Annotated in this window: 18 protein-coding genes; 8 read left to right on the forward strand and 10 right to left on the reverse strand. The window is 67.6% G+C overall.

Going from position 1 to position 16,337, the window contains the following annotated elements:
* Window positions 1-92 precede the first annotated feature (92 nt).
* Window positions 93-620, reverse strand: a complete 528-nt coding sequence (locus ACFWN2_RS20975) for a M48 family metallopeptidase (protein WP_382429595.1) — start codon at window positions 618-620, stop codon at window positions 93-95.
* 195 nt (window positions 621-815) lie between these two features.
* On the opposite strand from ACFWN2_RS20975, the gene ACFWN2_RS20980 reads away from it, so the two are divergent.
* The 4 genes from ACFWN2_RS20980 to ACFWN2_RS20995 all read left to right on the forward strand — a co-directional run bounded on the left by ACFWN2_RS20980 (window position 816) and on the right by ACFWN2_RS20995 (window position 3,752).
* A complete protein-coding gene (locus ACFWN2_RS20980; protein WP_189160476.1) occupies window positions 816-971 on the forward strand; it encodes a DUF5679 domain-containing protein in 156 nt (51 codons plus the stop codon).
* A 51-nt stretch (window positions 972-1,022) separates the two neighbouring features.
* Complete coding sequence (locus ACFWN2_RS20985) at window positions 1,023-1,817, forward strand: TOMM precursor leader peptide-binding protein (protein ID WP_382429669.1); 795 nt, start codon at window positions 1,023-1,025, stop codon at window positions 1,815-1,817.
* The gene (locus tag ACFWN2_RS20990; protein ID WP_382429597.1) at window positions 1,814-3,124 is read left to right on the forward strand and encodes an ABC1 kinase family protein; all 1,311 of its coding nucleotides are present in this window, start codon (window positions 1,814-1,816) and stop codon (window positions 3,122-3,124) included. Before ACFWN2_RS20985 ends, ACFWN2_RS20990 begins: the two co-directional genes overlap by 4 nt.
* Window positions 3,125-3,209: 85 nt before the next feature.
* Window positions 3,210-3,752 (forward strand): hypothetical protein, encoded by a 543-nt coding sequence (locus ACFWN2_RS20995; protein WP_382429599.1) that lies wholly within the window; start codon window positions 3,210-3,212, stop codon window positions 3,750-3,752.
* Window positions 3,753-4,379: 627 nt separating this feature from the next.
* Here ACFWN2_RS20995 and ACFWN2_RS21000 read toward each other — a convergent pair.
* From ACFWN2_RS21000 to ACFWN2_RS21015, 4 genes are all read right to left on the reverse strand, one after another.
* A complete protein-coding gene (locus ACFWN2_RS21000) occupies window positions 4,380-5,252 on the reverse strand; it encodes a class I SAM-dependent methyltransferase (protein WP_382429601.1) in 873 nt (290 codons plus the stop codon).
* A gap of 286 nt (window positions 5,253-5,538) precedes the next feature.
* Window positions 5,539-5,859 carry a WhiB family transcriptional regulator gene (locus tag ACFWN2_RS21005; protein ID WP_089921809.1) on the reverse strand — a complete coding sequence of 107 codons (321 nt, stop codon included), beginning with the start codon at window positions 5,857-5,859 and terminating at the stop codon, window positions 5,539-5,541.
* A 98-nt stretch (window positions 5,860-5,957) separates the two neighbouring features.
* Window positions 5,958-6,218 carry a hypothetical protein gene (locus ACFWN2_RS21010; protein ID WP_382429603.1) on the reverse strand — a complete coding sequence of 87 codons (261 nt, stop codon included), beginning with the start codon at window positions 6,216-6,218 and terminating at the stop codon, window positions 5,958-5,960.
* A 152-nt stretch (window positions 6,219-6,370) separates the two neighbouring features.
* The gene (locus tag ACFWN2_RS21015) at window positions 6,371-8,440 is read right to left on the reverse strand and encodes an ATP-dependent DNA helicase UvrD2 (protein ID WP_382429605.1); all 2,070 of its coding nucleotides are present in this window, start codon (window positions 8,438-8,440) and stop codon (window positions 6,371-6,373) included.
* A 63-nt stretch (window positions 8,441-8,503) separates the two neighbouring features.
* Between ACFWN2_RS21015 and ACFWN2_RS21020 the strand changes: the two genes are divergently transcribed.
* Complete coding sequence (locus ACFWN2_RS21020) at window positions 8,504-9,235, forward strand: DUF4191 domain-containing protein (RefSeq protein WP_382429607.1); 732 nt, start codon at window positions 8,504-8,506, stop codon at window positions 9,233-9,235.
* Between the two features lie 66 nt (window positions 9,236-9,301).
* Here the strand turns inward: ACFWN2_RS21020 and ACFWN2_RS21025 are convergent, their stop codons facing one another.
* On the reverse strand, window positions 9,302-9,586 hold the full coding sequence (locus tag ACFWN2_RS21025; protein WP_382429609.1) for a DUF1330 domain-containing protein: 285 nt from the start codon (window positions 9,584-9,586) through the stop codon (window positions 9,302-9,304).
* 89 nt (window positions 9,587-9,675) lie between these two features.
* On the opposite strand from ACFWN2_RS21025, the gene ACFWN2_RS21030 reads away from it, so the two are divergent.
* Window positions 9,676-10,584, forward strand: a complete 909-nt coding sequence (locus ACFWN2_RS21030; RefSeq protein ID WP_382429611.1) for an AraC family transcriptional regulator — start codon at window positions 9,676-9,678, stop codon at window positions 10,582-10,584.
* Here the strand turns inward: ACFWN2_RS21030 and ACFWN2_RS21035 are convergent.
* Window positions 10,571-11,044, reverse strand: a complete 474-nt coding sequence (locus tag ACFWN2_RS21035; protein ID WP_382429613.1) for an RDD family protein — start codon at window positions 11,042-11,044, stop codon at window positions 10,571-10,573. The two genes, ACFWN2_RS21030 and ACFWN2_RS21035, sit on opposite strands and share 14 nt — an antisense overlap.
* A 169-nt stretch (window positions 11,045-11,213) precedes the next feature.
* Here ACFWN2_RS21035 and glnA point away from each other — a divergent pair, with 169 nt between their 5' ends.
* Window positions 11,214-12,638 (forward strand): type I glutamate--ammonia ligase, encoded by a 1,425-nt coding sequence (gene glnA / locus ACFWN2_RS21040; protein ID WP_189160466.1) that lies wholly within the window; start codon window positions 11,214-11,216, stop codon window positions 12,636-12,638.
* A gap of 186 nt (window positions 12,639-12,824) precedes the next feature.
* On the forward strand, window positions 12,825-13,364 hold the full coding sequence (locus tag ACFWN2_RS21045; protein WP_382429615.1) for a hypothetical protein: 540 nt from the start codon (window positions 12,825-12,827) through the stop codon (window positions 13,362-13,364).
* A gap of 50 nt (window positions 13,365-13,414) precedes the next feature.
* On the opposite strand, the gene ACFWN2_RS21050 is transcribed toward ACFWN2_RS21045, so the two are convergent.
* The 3 genes from ACFWN2_RS21050 to ACFWN2_RS21060 all read right to left on the reverse strand — a co-directional run bounded on the left by ACFWN2_RS21050 (window position 13,415) and on the right by ACFWN2_RS21060 (window position 16,302).
* Complete coding sequence (locus ACFWN2_RS21050) at window positions 13,415-14,134, reverse strand: tyrosine-type recombinase/integrase (protein WP_382429617.1); 720 nt, start codon at window positions 14,132-14,134, stop codon at window positions 13,415-13,417.
* An 83-nt stretch (window positions 14,135-14,217) separates the two neighbouring features.
* The gene (locus ACFWN2_RS21055; RefSeq protein WP_382429619.1) at window positions 14,218-15,402 is read right to left on the reverse strand and encodes a TIR domain-containing protein; all 1,185 of its coding nucleotides are present in this window, start codon (window positions 15,400-15,402) and stop codon (window positions 14,218-14,220) included.
* A gap of 648 nt (window positions 15,403-16,050) precedes the next feature.
* Window positions 16,051-16,302, reverse strand: coding sequence for a hypothetical protein (locus ACFWN2_RS21060; protein ID WP_382429621.1), 252 nt, complete (start codon window positions 16,300-16,302; stop codon window positions 16,051-16,053).
* Window positions 16,303-16,337: the final 35 nt, after the last annotated feature.

The following is a 16,337-nucleotide window of genomic DNA, read 5'->3' on the forward strand; positions in this document are numbered from 1 at the left end:
CGACGCGCCCGGTGAGGATCTCCTCGCCGGGCGCGTCGCTGTCGTTCGGAGAAGCTCGGCGAGCACACCCCCGCCGAGCCGGTGCGGCGTGATCAGTCTTCGGTGATCCCCAGGCCTGCGGCGGCCGAGAGACCCTCCAGGTAGCCCATGGCCCGCTCGGTCTTCTGGTAGCGGTGGACCCACTCCCAGAAGTCCTTGCCGTGCCCTGGGACCAGCAGGTGCGCGAGCTCGTGCACCAGCACGTAGTCGAGCACCCACGGCGGCACGTCGCGCAGCCGTTCGGACACGCGGATCGTGCCCTCGGTCGGCGTGCACGACGCCCAGCGCGTGCGCATGGGCGGCACCCAGCGCACGCTCACAGGCTCGGCCAGCGAGTCCAGGTAGCGCGCCGACAGCTCGGCGCACCGCGCCATCAACGCCTCGTCCGATGTCCGCGCAGGGGACTTCCTGCGCGTCTCACTGCGCTGGAGGCGGCTCAACATCTCCGCCACCCAGTGCTTCTCTTCCCCCTTGGTCATCCGTGCCGGTAGGAGGACGACGACGGTGTCACCCTCCCGGTACGCGCTGACCATGCGGCGGCGCCGGGGGCTCCGCCGCACTTCCACCCGCGGTTCGGCCATGCAGTCACCGTAAACGTCGTCACCGACAATTTTCGGCCCCCAACCGGCGGCAGGCGCGCACCCGGCGGGTGAAGTTCCACCGAACGGCGGCTGGACACGCGCGGAATCGACATGCGCGGTTTCCCGCCTCCGCAGAGGTACCGTCGCGCCAAGGTCCCCGAGTGTGTCCGCACTCACAACTGCAAGGGAGGGGCTGTGGCCGAGTCCTACAACGGCTATTGCGTCAAGTGCCGCGAGAAGCGGGACTTCGACGGCAACGTCGAGGAGACCAATGGTCGGCGCATGGCGAAGGGCACCTGCCCTGTCTGTGGCACGAAGATGACGCGGATCCTCGGCAAGGCCAAGGTCTGACGTTCGCGCTGGCAGGGGGCGCCGCCCCCTGCCAGTCTTGCCGTCGTGGACATGAGACCTCGCGTGCGTGCAGGACTGGCCGTGGTGCGCAGAGCCCCCGGCGTCGTCCAGGTCGGGATCGACCCCAAACACGCGGTGGTGATCGACTCGCTGCCCGAGGCGCTGGTCGACGAACTGATCACCCTGGACGGCCGGCACACGGTCGCCGAACTGGGCGAGAGGCTGAAATCCCGCGGCGAGGACCCCACCCAGCTGGGTGAAGTTCTCGCTTCTCTCGACGAAGCCGGTCTGCTCGACGGCGACTCCCCCGCGAGGGGTGGGACAGCCGCCGTCCACGGCTCCGGTCACCTCGCGCTCTCCATCACCTCGCTCCTCGCGGAGTCGAGCGTCCAGCTGGCGCACAACGCGGATCTGACGGTGCTGGCGGCGACGCTCGTCCCCGATCCGAACCTGGTCAGCACGCTGATGGCGTTCCGGACGCCCCATCTGGCCGTGCGCGTGCGTGAAGGCGTGGGCATCGTCGGACCGCTGGTGCTGCCCGGCCGCACCTCGTGCCTGAACTGCGCGGACCTGCACCGCGCCGACCAGGATCCCGCCTGGCCCGTCATCGCGGCCCAGCTCGTGGGCAGGCCCGCGTCCACCGACGTGCTGTTCGCCTCGGGCACCGCGGCGCTGGCCGTGGCGCAGGTCCTGGAGTCGTTGATCTACGTCAACGGCCACGAGCCGGCACCCCCGTCCGTGCTGAACGCCACTCTCGAACTCGACCTCTCGACCGGGGTAACTGAGAGGCGAAGCTGGTATCCGCACCCTGACTGTCAGTGCTCCGCACATAACATGGCCGAGTGACCGAGATTCCGCGCAAGGCCGTGCAGCGCACCGCCAAGCTGGCGAGCCTCCCGATCGGGGTGGCCGGCCGGGTTGTCGGCGGCTGGGGGAAGCGACTGACCGGACGCGCGGCCGACGAGGTCAACGCCGAGGTGACGGCCAAGACGGCGGAGCAGGTGTTCGCGGTGCTCGGCCAGCTCAAGGGCGGCGCGATGAAGTTCGGCCAGGCCCTGAGCGTGTTCGAGGCCGCGGTCCCGGACGAGATGGCCGCGCCGTACCGCGAGGCGCTGACGAAGCTGCAGACCGCGGCCCCGCCGATGCCCGCCCGCACCACCCACCGCGTGCTCGCCGAGCAGCTCGGCGCGTCCTGGACGAAGCGCTTCCAGTCGTTCGACGACGAGCCCGCCGCGTCGGCGTCCATCGGCCAGGTGCACCGTGCCGTGTGGCACGACGGCCGCGACGTGGCGGTGAAGGTGCAGTACCCCGGCGCGGACGAGGCCCTGCGCGCCGACCTGAAGCAGCTGCTGCGCTTCTCGAGGCTGCTGCAGGCGATCATGCCCGGCGCGGACGTGCGCCCGTTGCTCGAGGAGCTGCGCGACAGGTACCTGGAGGAACTCGACTACCGCGACGAGGCCGCGAACCAGCGCACGTTCGCGAAGGCCTTCGAGAACGACCCGCACGTGGTCGTTCCCCGCGTCATCGCCTCGTCGCCCAAGGTCATGGTGACCGAGTGGACGTCCGGCGTCGGCCTGGCGCACATCATCCGCGAGGGCTCCGCCGAGGACCGCGACCTGGCGGGCCAACTGCTGGCCGAGTTCCACTTCTCGGCCCCGTCGCGCTCGGGCCTGCTGCACGCCGACCCGCACCCCGGCAACTTCATGCTGGGCGACGACGGCCGCCTGCGCGTGCTCGACTTCGGTGCCGTGGCCCGCCTCCCCGACGGCCTGCCGAAGACGCTGGGCCTGATGACCCGCCTCGCCCTGGACGGCCGTTCCGCGGACCTGGTCGAGCTGCTGCGTACCGAGAACTTCATCCGCGAGGGCATGGAACTGCACGGCGAGGACGTGCTCGGCTACCTGGCGCCGTTCGTGGAGCCGCTGCGCACCGAGTCGTTCCACTTCACCCGCCGCTGGCTGCAGTCCCAGGCAGAACGCGTAGGCGACCTGCGCAGCCCGGACTCACAGACAGGCCGCTCCCTGAACCTGCCGCCGCAGTACCTGCTGATCCACCGCGTGACGTTGGGCGCGACGGGCATCCTCTGCCAGCTCGACGCCCACGTGACGGCCCGCGAGATCGTCGCCCGCTGGCAGCCGGGATTCGACGACTGACTCGTCCGAGTGAACCCGGGCAAAGTTGTCCACAGGTTGCGCCTGCACCCCATTTCGCCCCCTGCTTTTGGGCCAAGATGAACCCATGGCACCCATCGCAACCCTCGCTGACCTGCGCGAACACGGCATCTCCCCACGGCAGACCCTGCACCGCTGCTCACCTCTCGGACCGTGGCAGCGCCTGCTGCCAGGCGTGGTCCTGACCTCCCCGACCCCTCCGACCCGCCTGGACCGCCTGCGCGCCGTACTGGCCTACGCCGGCCCTTCCGCGATGATCACAGGAGCGGACGCACTGGTCCGCCAGGGCGCGGCGCTACCCCTTCCCCGGCACATCCACGTGCTGGCAGGCAGAAACGCACGCCGAGCACACCCGTGGATCCTGCTGGAACGCACAAGCCGCCCACCCACCGTCGTGGAGCGCCACGACCTGCGCCTGGCAACAGCCGCACGGGCCGCCGTGGACATGGCCCGAAGAGAGCTGAACCCGCACACCGTCATGGCGATCCTCGACGCCGTCCTGACGGCACGGCTGTGCACTCCGGCGGACCTCCGGGAGGAGGTCGGGGCGGGCAGCCGCCGGGGAACGGCGCTGGTCAGGCAGGCCTTAGCGCACCGCTACCCGACCTGACGGCCGCTGATCCCACAACCAGCCAGGCCTTTACAGCCAGGCGGCCCGCCCGACTTCACGCAGGCCGCACCACTCTCACACCTACCCGGCGCCCCACTTCAGACCCAGCGGTCCACCCACGGCGCCGCTAGTACAGCGCTGCTCTCACAGGACAAAGCGCCACCTCACCCCCGCGCGATCCGCGAACCCAGGTGAGTCAGCGCCAGTACTCGTCCGGCAACTTGCCCTCGATGTCCCGAACGTGGGCCTTCGAACAAACCTGACACAACCACCGGAGCGCCCCACCAACCCGCTCCGAAGACCAGGCCAGGAACTCCAGCTCGGAAACGGAGGAACGCAGCCGCCCACACCTGCCGCACGCGGCCACCGGCACAGGCCCAGCAGGCCCGACCGGCCCAGCAGGCTCAATCGGCCTATCGGGTCCGACCGGCCCTGCAGACCCGCCAGGCCCGACCGGCCCAGTAGCCCCGCCAGACCCAGCCGACCCGGCAGGCCTGCCAGGTCCGACCGACCCGCTAGGCCTAGCTGACCCCACCGGTCCGACCTGCCCACCAGACCCGGCAGGCCGGGCAGGCCCGACCGACCCGCCAGACCCAGCCGACCCGCCAGACCCGGCCGGCCCAGCGGTCACCGGCGCCGCCCCACGTGCACGGTGTCGGTCTCCAACAGGAACACGTCCTCCCGCCCCCCGACGTACTCCGAGTCGGAAGGGTTGAGCAGGCGGCGCAACGCCTCCCGGTCAGCCGGGTGCAGCGAAGGCCCCGTGATCTCGGTGAGCCAGGTCAGGCGGTCGGCGGCCCAGTCACGGACCAGCTGCTTCGCCGGCGCCGGGTGGTCGACCACGAAGCTGAAGGCGCTGATCTCGCCCAAGCCGGCGTCGGCCAGGGCCACGTTCCAGCCGACGGGGAGGCGGACGGTGCCGGTCATGTTCTCGCGCATCGACACGAACCACGACGCGCGCGCCGCGGCCAGGCGGTCCTGGAGTCCTGGCTCGCCCACGCCGAGGTCCCACGGGAGGAAGCGGGTTTCGAGGCCGCCTTCCGCCAGGGCCAGCCAGCCGCCGGGAGCCAGTGCCGAGACCAGGCGGCGGACTCCGCGCAGCTGGTCGGGGAGGTGGTGGATCACGCGGGAGCCCCAGACGAGCTCGACCGGGCCGGCGAACGACAGCGGGTCTTCCGTCGACAGGTCGGCGAGGACGGGCTTCACCTGGACCACGCCGTCGCCTTCGATGCGTGCGGCTGTACAGGCGGCGTCCAGCAGTTCGGGGGTGGCGTCCACCAGGACCAGCACGCCGCCGCCGTGTTCGCGCAGGGCCGAGACCAGGGGCACGCTCATGGAGCCGGCGCCGCAGCCGACGTCCATCACCACCGGTGAGTCGGGCAGAGGTTCGACGAGGCGGCGCGCGACCGCGGTCAGCGCCTCCGCCTGCAGCGAGCCGTAGCGCCTCATCGCGTGGAGGCGGGAGGACCAGTCGATTCCGTCGTGAGTGTGGTGCGGCACACAGGGGACGGTACGGAGGAACGGCGAAGGCCGCCATCCACCTTCTCGTGGATGACGGCCTCAGCTCGAGACTGTCAGAGGTCGAAGCGAGCCGCTCTGCGTCCCGCCCATCGCGACAACCTGCGCCAACGTTGCGCTGACGCGAGGCGGTTCGCCAGGCGTTGCTCTTCAGCGAACCTCTGGGCTTCTTGTATTCGTATTCGCACGAGTTCTTCGTTCAGAGACATGGGAGTCAGGCCCTCGTTCAGGTAGGCGGGCAGTGCGTTGTGGTTGAGCTGCACGGTGTTCATGCCGCCGACTCCGTCCTGCTGGCCGGAACGACTGCCGCGTCCTTGCGCGGACGGCCACGCGGCCGCTTCCGCGCGATGACGACGCCGCGCTCGAAGATCTCTCCACCCCAGACGCCCCACGGCTCGTGACGTGCGATCGCGCCGGCGAGGCACTCCGCGAGCACCGGGCAGGTGCCGCAGAAGGACTTCGCCTTCTCGAGGTCAGCAGGTGCGTCGGCGAACCAGAGGTCGGGGTTGTGGGTGCGGCAGGGGATGTCGAGCCCCTCCGCGAGGTCCGGAAGTGCCTCGCCCGTGAGCGGGACAGTCGCGGTCAACATCAGGGTTTTCTCCTTGTGTGGGGTACTGCAAAAACACGAAAGCCGCGGACTCTTGGCGAGTCCGCGGCTTTCGTGAGCCTGGTGGTCCTTCGACCCCTCTACGGGGTCGGCAGGAGCCTTCTCACTTGATGCGCGGACAGCGCATTCGTGTAGTTGTGGACGCCATCGATCACCGGCAGCGCGACGATCGGCTGCTCGCTGCGCAGGCTGGTGCCGCGCAGTCCGGTGGCCCGCTCGCGGGTCTGCGGTGCGACTGGCTTCAGGGCAGATTCCTGCCACATGGCCTGAGCGTTGGCAGACGCGCAGAAGCCCTCGGACACGGGGAGGCCGAGCGCGCGCGAAGTCATGTTGAGCTTCACAACGGCCACCTCCTCCATAGAGAGCTCTGCTGCAGAGAGCTAGAGCGTGTAGTAGTAGTTCTTCTTCCCCAGACGGGTCCTCCGGACCCGGCATGAGCAGGTTATGACCCCGTACCTGGGGCTCGCAACCTATTTAACGAAACTTGTCCCGATCAGGTGGCGGAGTACCCGACACCGGCTCGGACCAGGCCCAACACGTCGTCACCGAACTTGTCGAGCTTCGAGGCGCCGATGCCCGAGATCGCGACCAGTCCGGCCGAATCCGTGGGTCGCTGCTCCGCGATCGCCATCAGGGTGGCGTCCGTGAAGACGACGTATGCGGGCACCTTCAGCTCCCGCGCCCGTCCCGCACGCCACTGGCGCAGCGAGTCCAGCAGCTCTTCGTCCACATCGGACGGACAGCTCCTGCACCGGCCGAGCTTGACGGCCTGCGCCTCGACCAGCGTCGACGCGCACACCCTGCAGGTCGGCTTCTCCTTCTTCATGAGAGGAGGCCGCTGGGCGCCGCCGGATACCCGCGCGGCCGGGTGGTTCTCGGGAACGAGGCTGTAGAGGAACCTCGAACGGCGGCGGTACTTGCGTCCACCGGCCGCGCGCGCAAGCGCCCACGACAGCCAGATGTGCTCACGCGCGCGCGTGACACCTACGTATAGAAGGCGGCGTTCTTCTTCGATCTTCGCGTCGTCACCGTCGGCGTACTGGATCGGCATCGTGCCCTCGACGAGGCCGACGAGGAACACGGCGTCCCATTCGAGGCCCTTCGACGCGTGCAGCGACGCCAGCGTCACGCCCTCGACCGTCGGCGGGTGCTGCGCCTCGGCGCGCAGGTCCAGCTCGACGCAGAACCGCGGCAGGTCGGCATCGGGAGAGGAGACGGCGAACTCCTCGGCGAGCTCGACCAGTGCGAGCAGCGACTCCCAGCGCTCGCGCGCGCTGCCACCGGTCGGCGGCTCGTCGGTCAGCCCGACGCGGCCCAGCACCGAGCGGACGACCTCGGGCAGGCTCCCCTCGGCCTGGCCCGCCGACCGCAGCGTGATCATGGCCTGGCGCACCTCGGCGCGCTCGAAGAAGCGCTCACCCCCGCGCACCAGGTACGGGATGCCGAGCGACGCGAGTGCCTGCTCGTACACCTCGGACTGCGCGTTCACCCGGTAGAGGATCGCGATCTCGGACGCCGCGACGCCCTCGTCGAGCAACGTCTTGACGCGGCCGGCGACGGCGTCGGCCTCGCTCGGCTCGTCGTCGAACTCGTGGAACCGCGGCTTCGGCCCGTCCGGCCGCTGCCCGATCAGCTGCAACCGCGACCCGGAGGGACGCCCCCGCGCCCACTTGATCACGTCGTTGGCCAGCTCCACGACCTGCGGCGTCGACCGGTAGTCGCGCTCCAGCCGCACGACGACCGCCTCGGGGAACCGGCGCCCGAAGTTCAGCAGCGGCTGCGGCGAGGCGCCCGCGAACGAGTAGATGGTCTGGTTCGCGTCGCCGACCACCGTCAGGTCGTCGCGCGCGCCCAGCCACGAGTCGAGTACGCGCTGCTGCAACGGCGTCACGTCCTGGTACTCGTCCACGACGAAGCAGCGGTAGCGGTCGCGGAACTCCTGCGCGACCTCGGCGCTGTCCTCCAGCGCGCCCGCCGTGTAGAGCAGCAGGTCGTCGAAGTCGAGCAGCTGCGCCTCGTTCTTGAGCTGCTCGTAGGTCGTGTAGAGCTTCATGATCTGCTCGGCGGGCGCCGGGATGTCCCGCGCGGCGCGAGCGGCGGCGACCGGGTAGTCCTCCGGCGTCAGCAGCGACGCCTTCGCCCACTCGATCTCGCTGGTCAGGTCCCGCAGCACGTCGGTCTCGGTCGGCATGCCCAGCCGGGACGCGGCACGGGCGACGACGCGGATCTTCTGGTCGACGAGGTCCCAGCGCGGTCCACCGATGACGCGCGGCCAGAAGTAACGCAGCTGGCGTGAGGCGGCGGCGTGGAACGTCACGGCCTGTGCGCCGTGCACGTCCAGAGAACGCAGACGCGTGCGCATCTCCCCCGCGGCGCGCTTGGTGAACGTGACGGCGAGGACCTGCGACGGAGCGACGTGGCCGCGTTGGCACAGGTAGGCGATGCGGTGCGTGATGGTGCGCGTTTTGCCGGTACCGGCGCCCGCGAGCACGCACACGGGGCCGCGCGGAGCCTCGACCGCTGCACGCTGTTCCGGATCAAGACCCTCCAGCAACGCGTCCATAGCCAGGCAGTCTCGCAGACCGCCGATGCAACACCGATACCAGCGCGCCGTATCCTGATGGGCATGGCTGGTAAGCAGGACAAAGCGGCGGCGAAGGAAGCGGCGAAGGTTCGCCGCGCGGCATCGCGCGAACGGCGCAAGCAGATCTTCGAGGCGTTCAAGATGCAGCGCCGCGAGGACAAGGCGCTCGTTCCGATGATGCTGGGCGCCCTGCTGGGCGTCACCGCGATCGCCGTGGTCCTGGGCATCATCTTCGACATCGTCTGGATGGTCGTGCCGCTGGGCGTCGCGCTCGGCGCGCTGCTGGCCGTGATCATCTTCGGCCGTCGCGTGCAGAGCAACGTCTTCCGCAAGGCGGACGGCCAGCCGGGCGCGGGCGCCTGGGCGCTCGAGAACCTGCGCGGCCGCTGGCGCGTCACCCCCGCCGTCGCGGGCACCACCCAGCTCGACGCCGTGCACCGCGTGCTGGGCCGGCCGGGCGTCGTCCTGGTCGCCGAGGGCGCACCGCAGCGCGTCAAGCCGCTCCTCGCGCAGGAGAAGAAGCGCATCTCGCGCGTCATCGGCGAGACCCCGATCTACGACTTCATCATCGGCTCCGGCGACGGCCAGATCCCGCTGAAGAAGCTGCAGTCGACGTTGATGAAGCTGCCGCGCAACATCACGGCGGCCCAGGTCGACACGCTGGAGACCCGCCTCGCCGCGCTGGCCAGCCGCGGTGCCGCGCTGCCCAAGGGCCCGATGCCGGCGGGCGCCAAGATGCGCAACGTCCAGCGCGCCATGCGCCGCCGGGGCTGATCCAGCAGTTCTCACGCAACGGCGCCCGTCCCCTTCACCAGCGGGGACGGGCGCCGTTGCGCATGTTCAGGCCCCGCCGACGACGACCCGCACCGTCGAGTACCTCCTGCGCAGCTCCTTGAGCGGCTGGTACTCCGGCGAGTCCCAGAAGTCCTGCACGGCCTGCCTGCTCTCGAACTCGTGGACCACGAGCCTGCGCCACGACCAGTCGCCCTCCAGCACGAGCGGCGCGGCCTCGTCGAGGACGTTGCGCGCGCCCACCTTCTCCATGAGCGGGAAGACCTGGTCCACGTACTGCTGGAAACCCTCGTCGTCGGCGATGTCCGAGTCGATCACTACATAAGCGGTCATGAGATCGACCATAGGTACCGGCACGCGGTCGTTCCCATGTCCAAAACGGCCTGAAAAATACGCGATCCACCCACCTATAGGCTGACACGGTGGACGTCTTCACCGATGTCATCGCCACCATGCGCGTGGGCCGCGCCAAGTTCACGCGCACGCGCTTCAGCGGATCGTGGGGCCACCGCTTCGGCCCGTACCCCGGCGCCGGGTTCCACGTCGTGGTGCGGGGGTCGTGCTGGCTGATCCCTCCGACCGGCGAACCGACGCGTCTCGACGCCGGTGACGTGGTCTTCCTCCCGCACGGCGCGATGCACGGCCTGAGCGACCGCCCGGACCGCACCGCCACCGAACTACCGCCCGCGCGCGAGACGGACGACGCCCCGGACGATCCCGACGCGCACACCCACCTGGTGTGCGGCGCCTACCGGCTCGACCGCGGCCAGGCCCACCCGTTCCTGCGCACGCTGCCGGAGGTGCTGCACCTGCGCGCCCGGCCCGGCAGGCATCCCGCGCTGCGCGCCGCCGTGGACCTGCTCGGCGCGGACGTCGTGGAGTCGAAGCCCGGCGCGGGAGCCGCGCTGCCCGCGTTGCTCGACCTGCTGCTCGTGTACCTGCTGCGGGCGTGGCTGGAGGAGGAGTCCGAACGCAGCCCCGGCGCGGGCTGGTGCGCCGCGTTCACGGACCCGGTCATCGCCGCCACCCTGCGCCACGTGCACCGCGAACCGGCGCACAGGTGGACCGTCGCGGAGCTCGCCGGCCGGGCGGGCATGTCCAGGACGGCCTTCGCCCGCCGGTTCACGGCGCTGGTGGGCCAGTCGCCGATGGCGTACCTGACCTGGTGGCGGCTGAGCAGCGGCGCGCGGATGCTGCGCGACGGCGACGAGACCCTGGCCGCGGTGGCGCGGCAGGTCGGCTACACGTCCGAGTTCGCCTTCGCGACGGCGTTCAAGAGGGAGTTCGGCGTGGCGCCCGGCAGGTTCCGGCGCGGAACTAGCGGACCTTGATGACGACGGTGCCGGCCGCCTTGTCGTGCAGGCACCGCCCGTCCGAGTCCCAGACCAGGGCCGGGATCAGCGGGAAGATGAGCACGGTGCGCAGCAGAGCGCGCGGCAGGTGCACGAACGTCTTGCCGTCGATCCGCGCCACCCGCAGCCCGAGCAGCGCGTGCCCCGGCGTGAACCCGAAGAACGCGACCGCGACCGTGGTGATCACGAACCAGGCCAGCAGGCTCCAGTTCTTCGGCAGGTCGGGCATGGTGAACAGGCCCGCGACGCCCGCCGCGAGGAAGAAGTCGACCAGGATGGCGAACGTGCGCCGCCCGATCGAGGCGATGGAGCCCGGCCCGTCCTTGGGGAAGCCGTGGCGCTCGCCACGCCAGCGCTGTTGCGTGCCGTCGTTCGAGTCGTCACCCGGCGACAGCACCGAATTGGGTCCAGACAGCCACGAACCGGTCCACCTGCTCACCCCACCAGAGTAAAGCCGTGCTCAACGGGTGAGCACGGGCAGGTCGCCTTGCCCCCTGGAGCGGCCCCGTTAACACTGGCGAAACATCGGAGTGACGGACGGGCAACACCGCCCGCATACGGTCGCTCGTGATGACAAGCCGTTGTCCATAGTCAAGGAGTCGACGAGGGTGTTCAAGAATTCCGACGAGGTGCTGAAGTTCATCACCGACGAGGGCGTCAAGTTCGTCGACGTGCGCTTCAGCGACCTGCCTGGCGTGATGCAGCACTTCACGCTGCCGGCGAAGGCGTTCGACGCCGACGCCATCGAAGAGGGTCTCGCCTTCGACGGCTCCTCCGTGCGCGGCTTCCAGTCCATCCACGAGTCGGACATGCTGCTGCTGCCCGACCTGTACACCGCGCGCCTCGACCCGTTCCGGATCGAGAAGACGCTGATCGTGAACTTCTTCGTGCACGACCCGTTCACGCGTGAGGCGTACAGCCGCGACCCGCGCAACATCGCGCGCAAGGCCGAGCAGTACATCACCGACTCGGGCATCGCCGACACCGCGTACTTCGGCGCCGAGGCCGAGTTCTACATCTTCGACTCGGTGCAGTTCGACACGACCGCGAACTCCGCGTTCCACAAGATCGACGCGGTCTCCGGCTGGTGGAACACCGGCCGTGAGGAAGAGGGCGGCAACCTCGGCTACAAGGTCAAGTACAAGGGCGGCTACTTCCCCGTCACCCCGAACGACCACTACGCCGACCTGCGCGACCAGATGGTCCTCAACATGGAGGCCCAGGGCTTCACGGTCGAGCGCGCGCACCACGAGGTGGGCACCGGCGGCCAGGCCGAGATCAACTACAAGTTCAACACGCTGCTGCACGCCGCGGACGACCTGATGCTGTTCAAGTACATCATCAAGAACACCGCGTGGCAGGCAGGCAAGTCCGTCACCTTCATGCCGAAGCCGCTGTTCGGCGACAACGGCTCGGGCATGCACACGCACCAGTCGCTGTGGAAGGACGGCTCGCCGCTGTTCCACGACGAGAGCGGCTACGCGGGTCTCTCCGACACCGCCCGCCACTACATCGGCGGCATCCTGCACCACGCGCCGTCGCTGCTGGCCTTCACCAACCCGACGGTCAACTCGTACCACCGCCTGGTCCCCGGCTACGAGGCCCCGGTCTCGCTGGTCTACTCCCAGCGCAACCGCTCGGCGTGCGTCCGCATCCCGATCACGGGCAACAACCCGAAGGCCAAGCGCATCGAGTTCCGCTGCCCCGACTCGTCGGGCAACCCGTACCTCGCCTTCTCGGCGATGGTCATGGCGGGCCTCGACGGCGTGAAGAACAAGATCGAGCCGCCGGCCCCGATCGACAAGGACCTCTACGAGCTCCCGCCCGAGGAGGCCCGCGACGTCAAGCAGGTGCCGGCCACCCTCGACGCGGTGCTCGACAACCTGGAGGCCGACCACGAGTTCCTGCTCGAGGGCGGCGTGTTCACGCCGGACGTCATCGACACCTGGATCTCGTACAAGCGCTCCGAGGAGATCGACCCGCTGCGTCTGCGCCCGAACCCCTACGAGTTCGCGCTCTACTACGACGTGTGATCGGCGCGGAGCTTTGACCAGCCGTTTCACCGGTTGAAGCCCCAGTCAGGCCGTCTCCAGGCCGTCCGCCGTGGAGAGGCCGCCTGATCGACCACAGGCCGAGGGCCGGGTGACTGTTTCAGTCGCCCGGCCCTCGGCCTTTGTGTCTTGCCGCCCACTACGGAGCAACTCTCCTAGTGTGCCCACATGCCTAACCCTTGGGTACTTCTTGCCGGAGCGGCGGCCACAGTCCTTGCTGCGATTTTCACCCTGATTGGCGTCCACTACGGACAGTGGCTGCAAACTCAACGGGAACGAGAGAACCGCGCGGAGTTGTGGAAGCGCGAAGACCGTCACCGGTTCACGATGCACAAGAGCGAGCTGTACTCCAACCTGATCGGCAGCCTTGACCGCTGGCTCAAGGACCTCAAGGCCGTCAACGTAGATCAACTCTCGAACAACTCCGGACAGCGGAATAGCATCGATCAGTGGCTCAACTGGATCAATGCGCCGCACGATGAGATCGAACCCAGGCGGAATATTGACATTCTCGTTGGCCGGGTGCGGCTTGTCTCCCAACAGATGTGGCAGAGAGTTGATGATCAAGTCGATTTGATGGATGTAGCCACCTTCGAGCTTGCTTCCGGTGGCGACGAGGCCGACTCTGACTTGCCCGCAATCGAACGGAGTCTGCAAGCATTGGCAGACTCGATGAGGGCTGAGCTCAACGGAGAGGACAGCAACTGACCTCAACGGGCCAGGCGCCCCTAGGCCACCACAGATGCACGTCACTGAAGTCATCTCGCGGACGCCATCCCCTTATCTATCGCCAACCGAGCCCGCTCGAAACTCGAAGGCATCAGGTGGGTGTAGACCCGAAGCGTGAACGCCGGGTCAGCGTGGCCGAGGAACTCCGCCAGCGCCCTGATGCTGATGCCTTGATCCAGGATCATCGACGCGAAGAAGTGCCGCAGCGCGTGGAAGCCTTCCGCACGCCCAGGGGCGAGCACACCGGCCTCCACGAGCGCCGGCTTCCACACGTGGTGGTTGAACGAATGCCGATAGATCTGTTTCGACTCCCGCGTGTAGATCAACAGCGGCACCGTCACGAGCTTGCCGTCAGGTGTCCCCCACGGCAGCGTGACCGGAAGCGGCTCGAACTTCTGGACGTGCGCGTCGATCGACTCCCCCAGGCTGCTGGCCAGAGGTACGTCCCGAGTCTTCCCGTGCTTCGGAGGAGCAAAGATCATCTTGCCGCGCACGATCTTGATCTGCCGCATGACGTGGATGACACCCTCCGACTCATCCACGTCGTCCGGCGAGAAGCCGAAGACCTCTCCCTGCCGCAGGCCGGCACCCGCGCCGAGGTCTACGCCAACGCGGTAACGCTCCCCGATTGAGGCCCGACCCGCCTGCACCCGCTCAGGCGTCCAGGGCACGATCTTCGGATACTCGCCGCGCGGCTTCTTGACCGACTTGGCGTTGCAGGGGTTCTTGCGGATGCGCTCGTCGTCCACCGCAGCTGTCAGGATTGCTGAAACGTTGGCGAAGATCGTCCGACGGTAGGTCTCGGCGAGCCCTTTCTAGATCTTCGAGCAAGTCAGGAGGACCAGCTTGCGAACGTTCGCGCCGCATCACGAAGGTATCGAGCGCCACGCCGCGCAGGACGCAACGCCTTCTTAGTAATAACACTGATTTTCTCAGCATCGGCAATCATCACAACAAGTTTGTCGAGACTGTCGATACTGTCAACAACTCCCCCCATGTCGCCCATGCTTCGAACAATCTGCTCCTTCAGCTCCGATCCCATACTTCCCGCGAATCCACTATCTAGCACCGAATACAGCCGCTTCATCAGGCTGTCAGTAGATAGAATCTTGTCAAGCGCATTACTGCCTAGAAGCTCAAAATCCTCCGCCGGCTTCCGAATCGCCTCAGCCATTCGAATCAAGGTGAGCTTGTACTTCTGAGTATCTTCATTTGCTTCCCGCACCTCAGCCCCAAAACGGGAAAGAATTTCGGATACCTCTTGAAATTTCTCCATCGTTTCGCCCAGCGCCTCAGTACTGGCACGCATTGACGGCTCCAATTCCTCGGCCAACTCAAGAAGCCCAGGGTCATCGTCGTCTCCGTCGTCATCAGCGGATATCGAGCTCAACGATGTTCCCGGACTCCCGCCCGCTTGCGCGACATCAACTGCGGACCGCTGCTGCACTTCGCGTTCCAACGCCGCAAGAAGACGAGGCCCAACACGCGCTTCGGCAGCGACCAACTTCCGTACCATTTCACGGATCGCCGTGGTCCACGCTTCGCCACCTCGCTCACGGGGCCAGACTTCCGAGAAGTCAACGTATTGCGATTTCGCAATAATACGAGCAACCTCGTCGGTGCTGTCGTCTTTAATCTTGTCAGCACCAGTCAAGACAATTGGCAGAATCAGGTCAAGCAGCCCTCTCGCCCTACAGTGCGAATAGAAGGTGAGCAGCTCAGTCCGACAGTACTCGCTATTGAGATATCTCGCCGTAACCACTGGAATGAAGAAAACCGATGTCCCCACACCAGCCAACAGAGATTCTTCCCATTGCTCACCCCAACCAAGATCTTCTCGGTCAACGAAGATCTTCAACGACTCACCCGTCTCAAGCGAGTAGATCGACTGAAGATCTTCGCGGATCATGTCAATCTTCCCGAACAACGCATCGTTGTCGCGATGCACGTAACTCCAGAAAGCTGACGACCACTCCTGATCGGGATCATCAGAGATGTTGATGTTGATTGGCGACATCCACACAAGCTAATGCACGAACAAGCGATTCCTCGCACGCCATCACTACGCCTGTCAGGTGACTACTTGCCAGTACGAACCTAGGCCCTTCGCACTAGGGACGTCGCGCCGGGTGAACGACATGATGGACTGCTGAATTCACCTATATAGGATCAAGGCGCCGCCGTCGGCGGCGCGCAGCGGGCCGGTCGCTTACCAGCGTGGCCCGCATCCATCCGGGCACGTCGGGCTCCCGCTTCGCTCCGCCCGCCGGCCACGGCGGCGCGGTCCTCCTGGACGCACGGCAGCGCGCCGCCGACAGCGGAATCAACCCATTGGCTGTCAGCGAGCATCGGCCGGGACGATCGCCTGGGGCGAAGCTGACCGAGCTGGGCACGGCGATCGACGCCCGTCAACGCTCCGCGTCAACGGCCAACGGTGAGGGGGGCGCAAGTCGTGGGCACACCAAGATCAGGCCGTCTCCAGGCCGTCAGACGTAGATCAGCGTCGATCAACGACGGCAAACGTCGAGAACAAACCAGCAGGTCAAACTAGGTGCAGTAAGGCGAACCGCAGCTAGCCGGCCACCGCCGACAAACCTACGACGTGTGATCGGTTGAGCTTTGTGTCGAAGGCCCGGCGGGAACTCCCGCCGGGCCTTCGGCCTGTCTAGACCCCGAGCAACGTCACGGTCGACGACGCCCCGCTGACCCGGACGTTGGAGACCAGGACGTCGGCCTCGCCTCCGGTCGGCAGCTTGATCCTGGCCTCGCCGCCGGTGAGCTCCTCGGCGGCGGTGCCGGCGCCGGACAGCTGCCACTCACCGCCGTCGTTCACGGTCTCGATCAGATCGACCCGCTCCATCGCGAACGCGTTGCCGTCCGCGTAGATGAGCCTGGCCGGTCCGGAATAGCTGAACATCAGTTCTCCCCTGCGAGATGTCCCTGACGCCCTGA

This window comes from Lentzea sp. NPDC058436 (assembly GCF_042721515.1).
Lineage (GTDB): Bacteria > Actinomycetota > Actinomycetes > Mycobacteriales > Pseudonocardiaceae > Lentzea.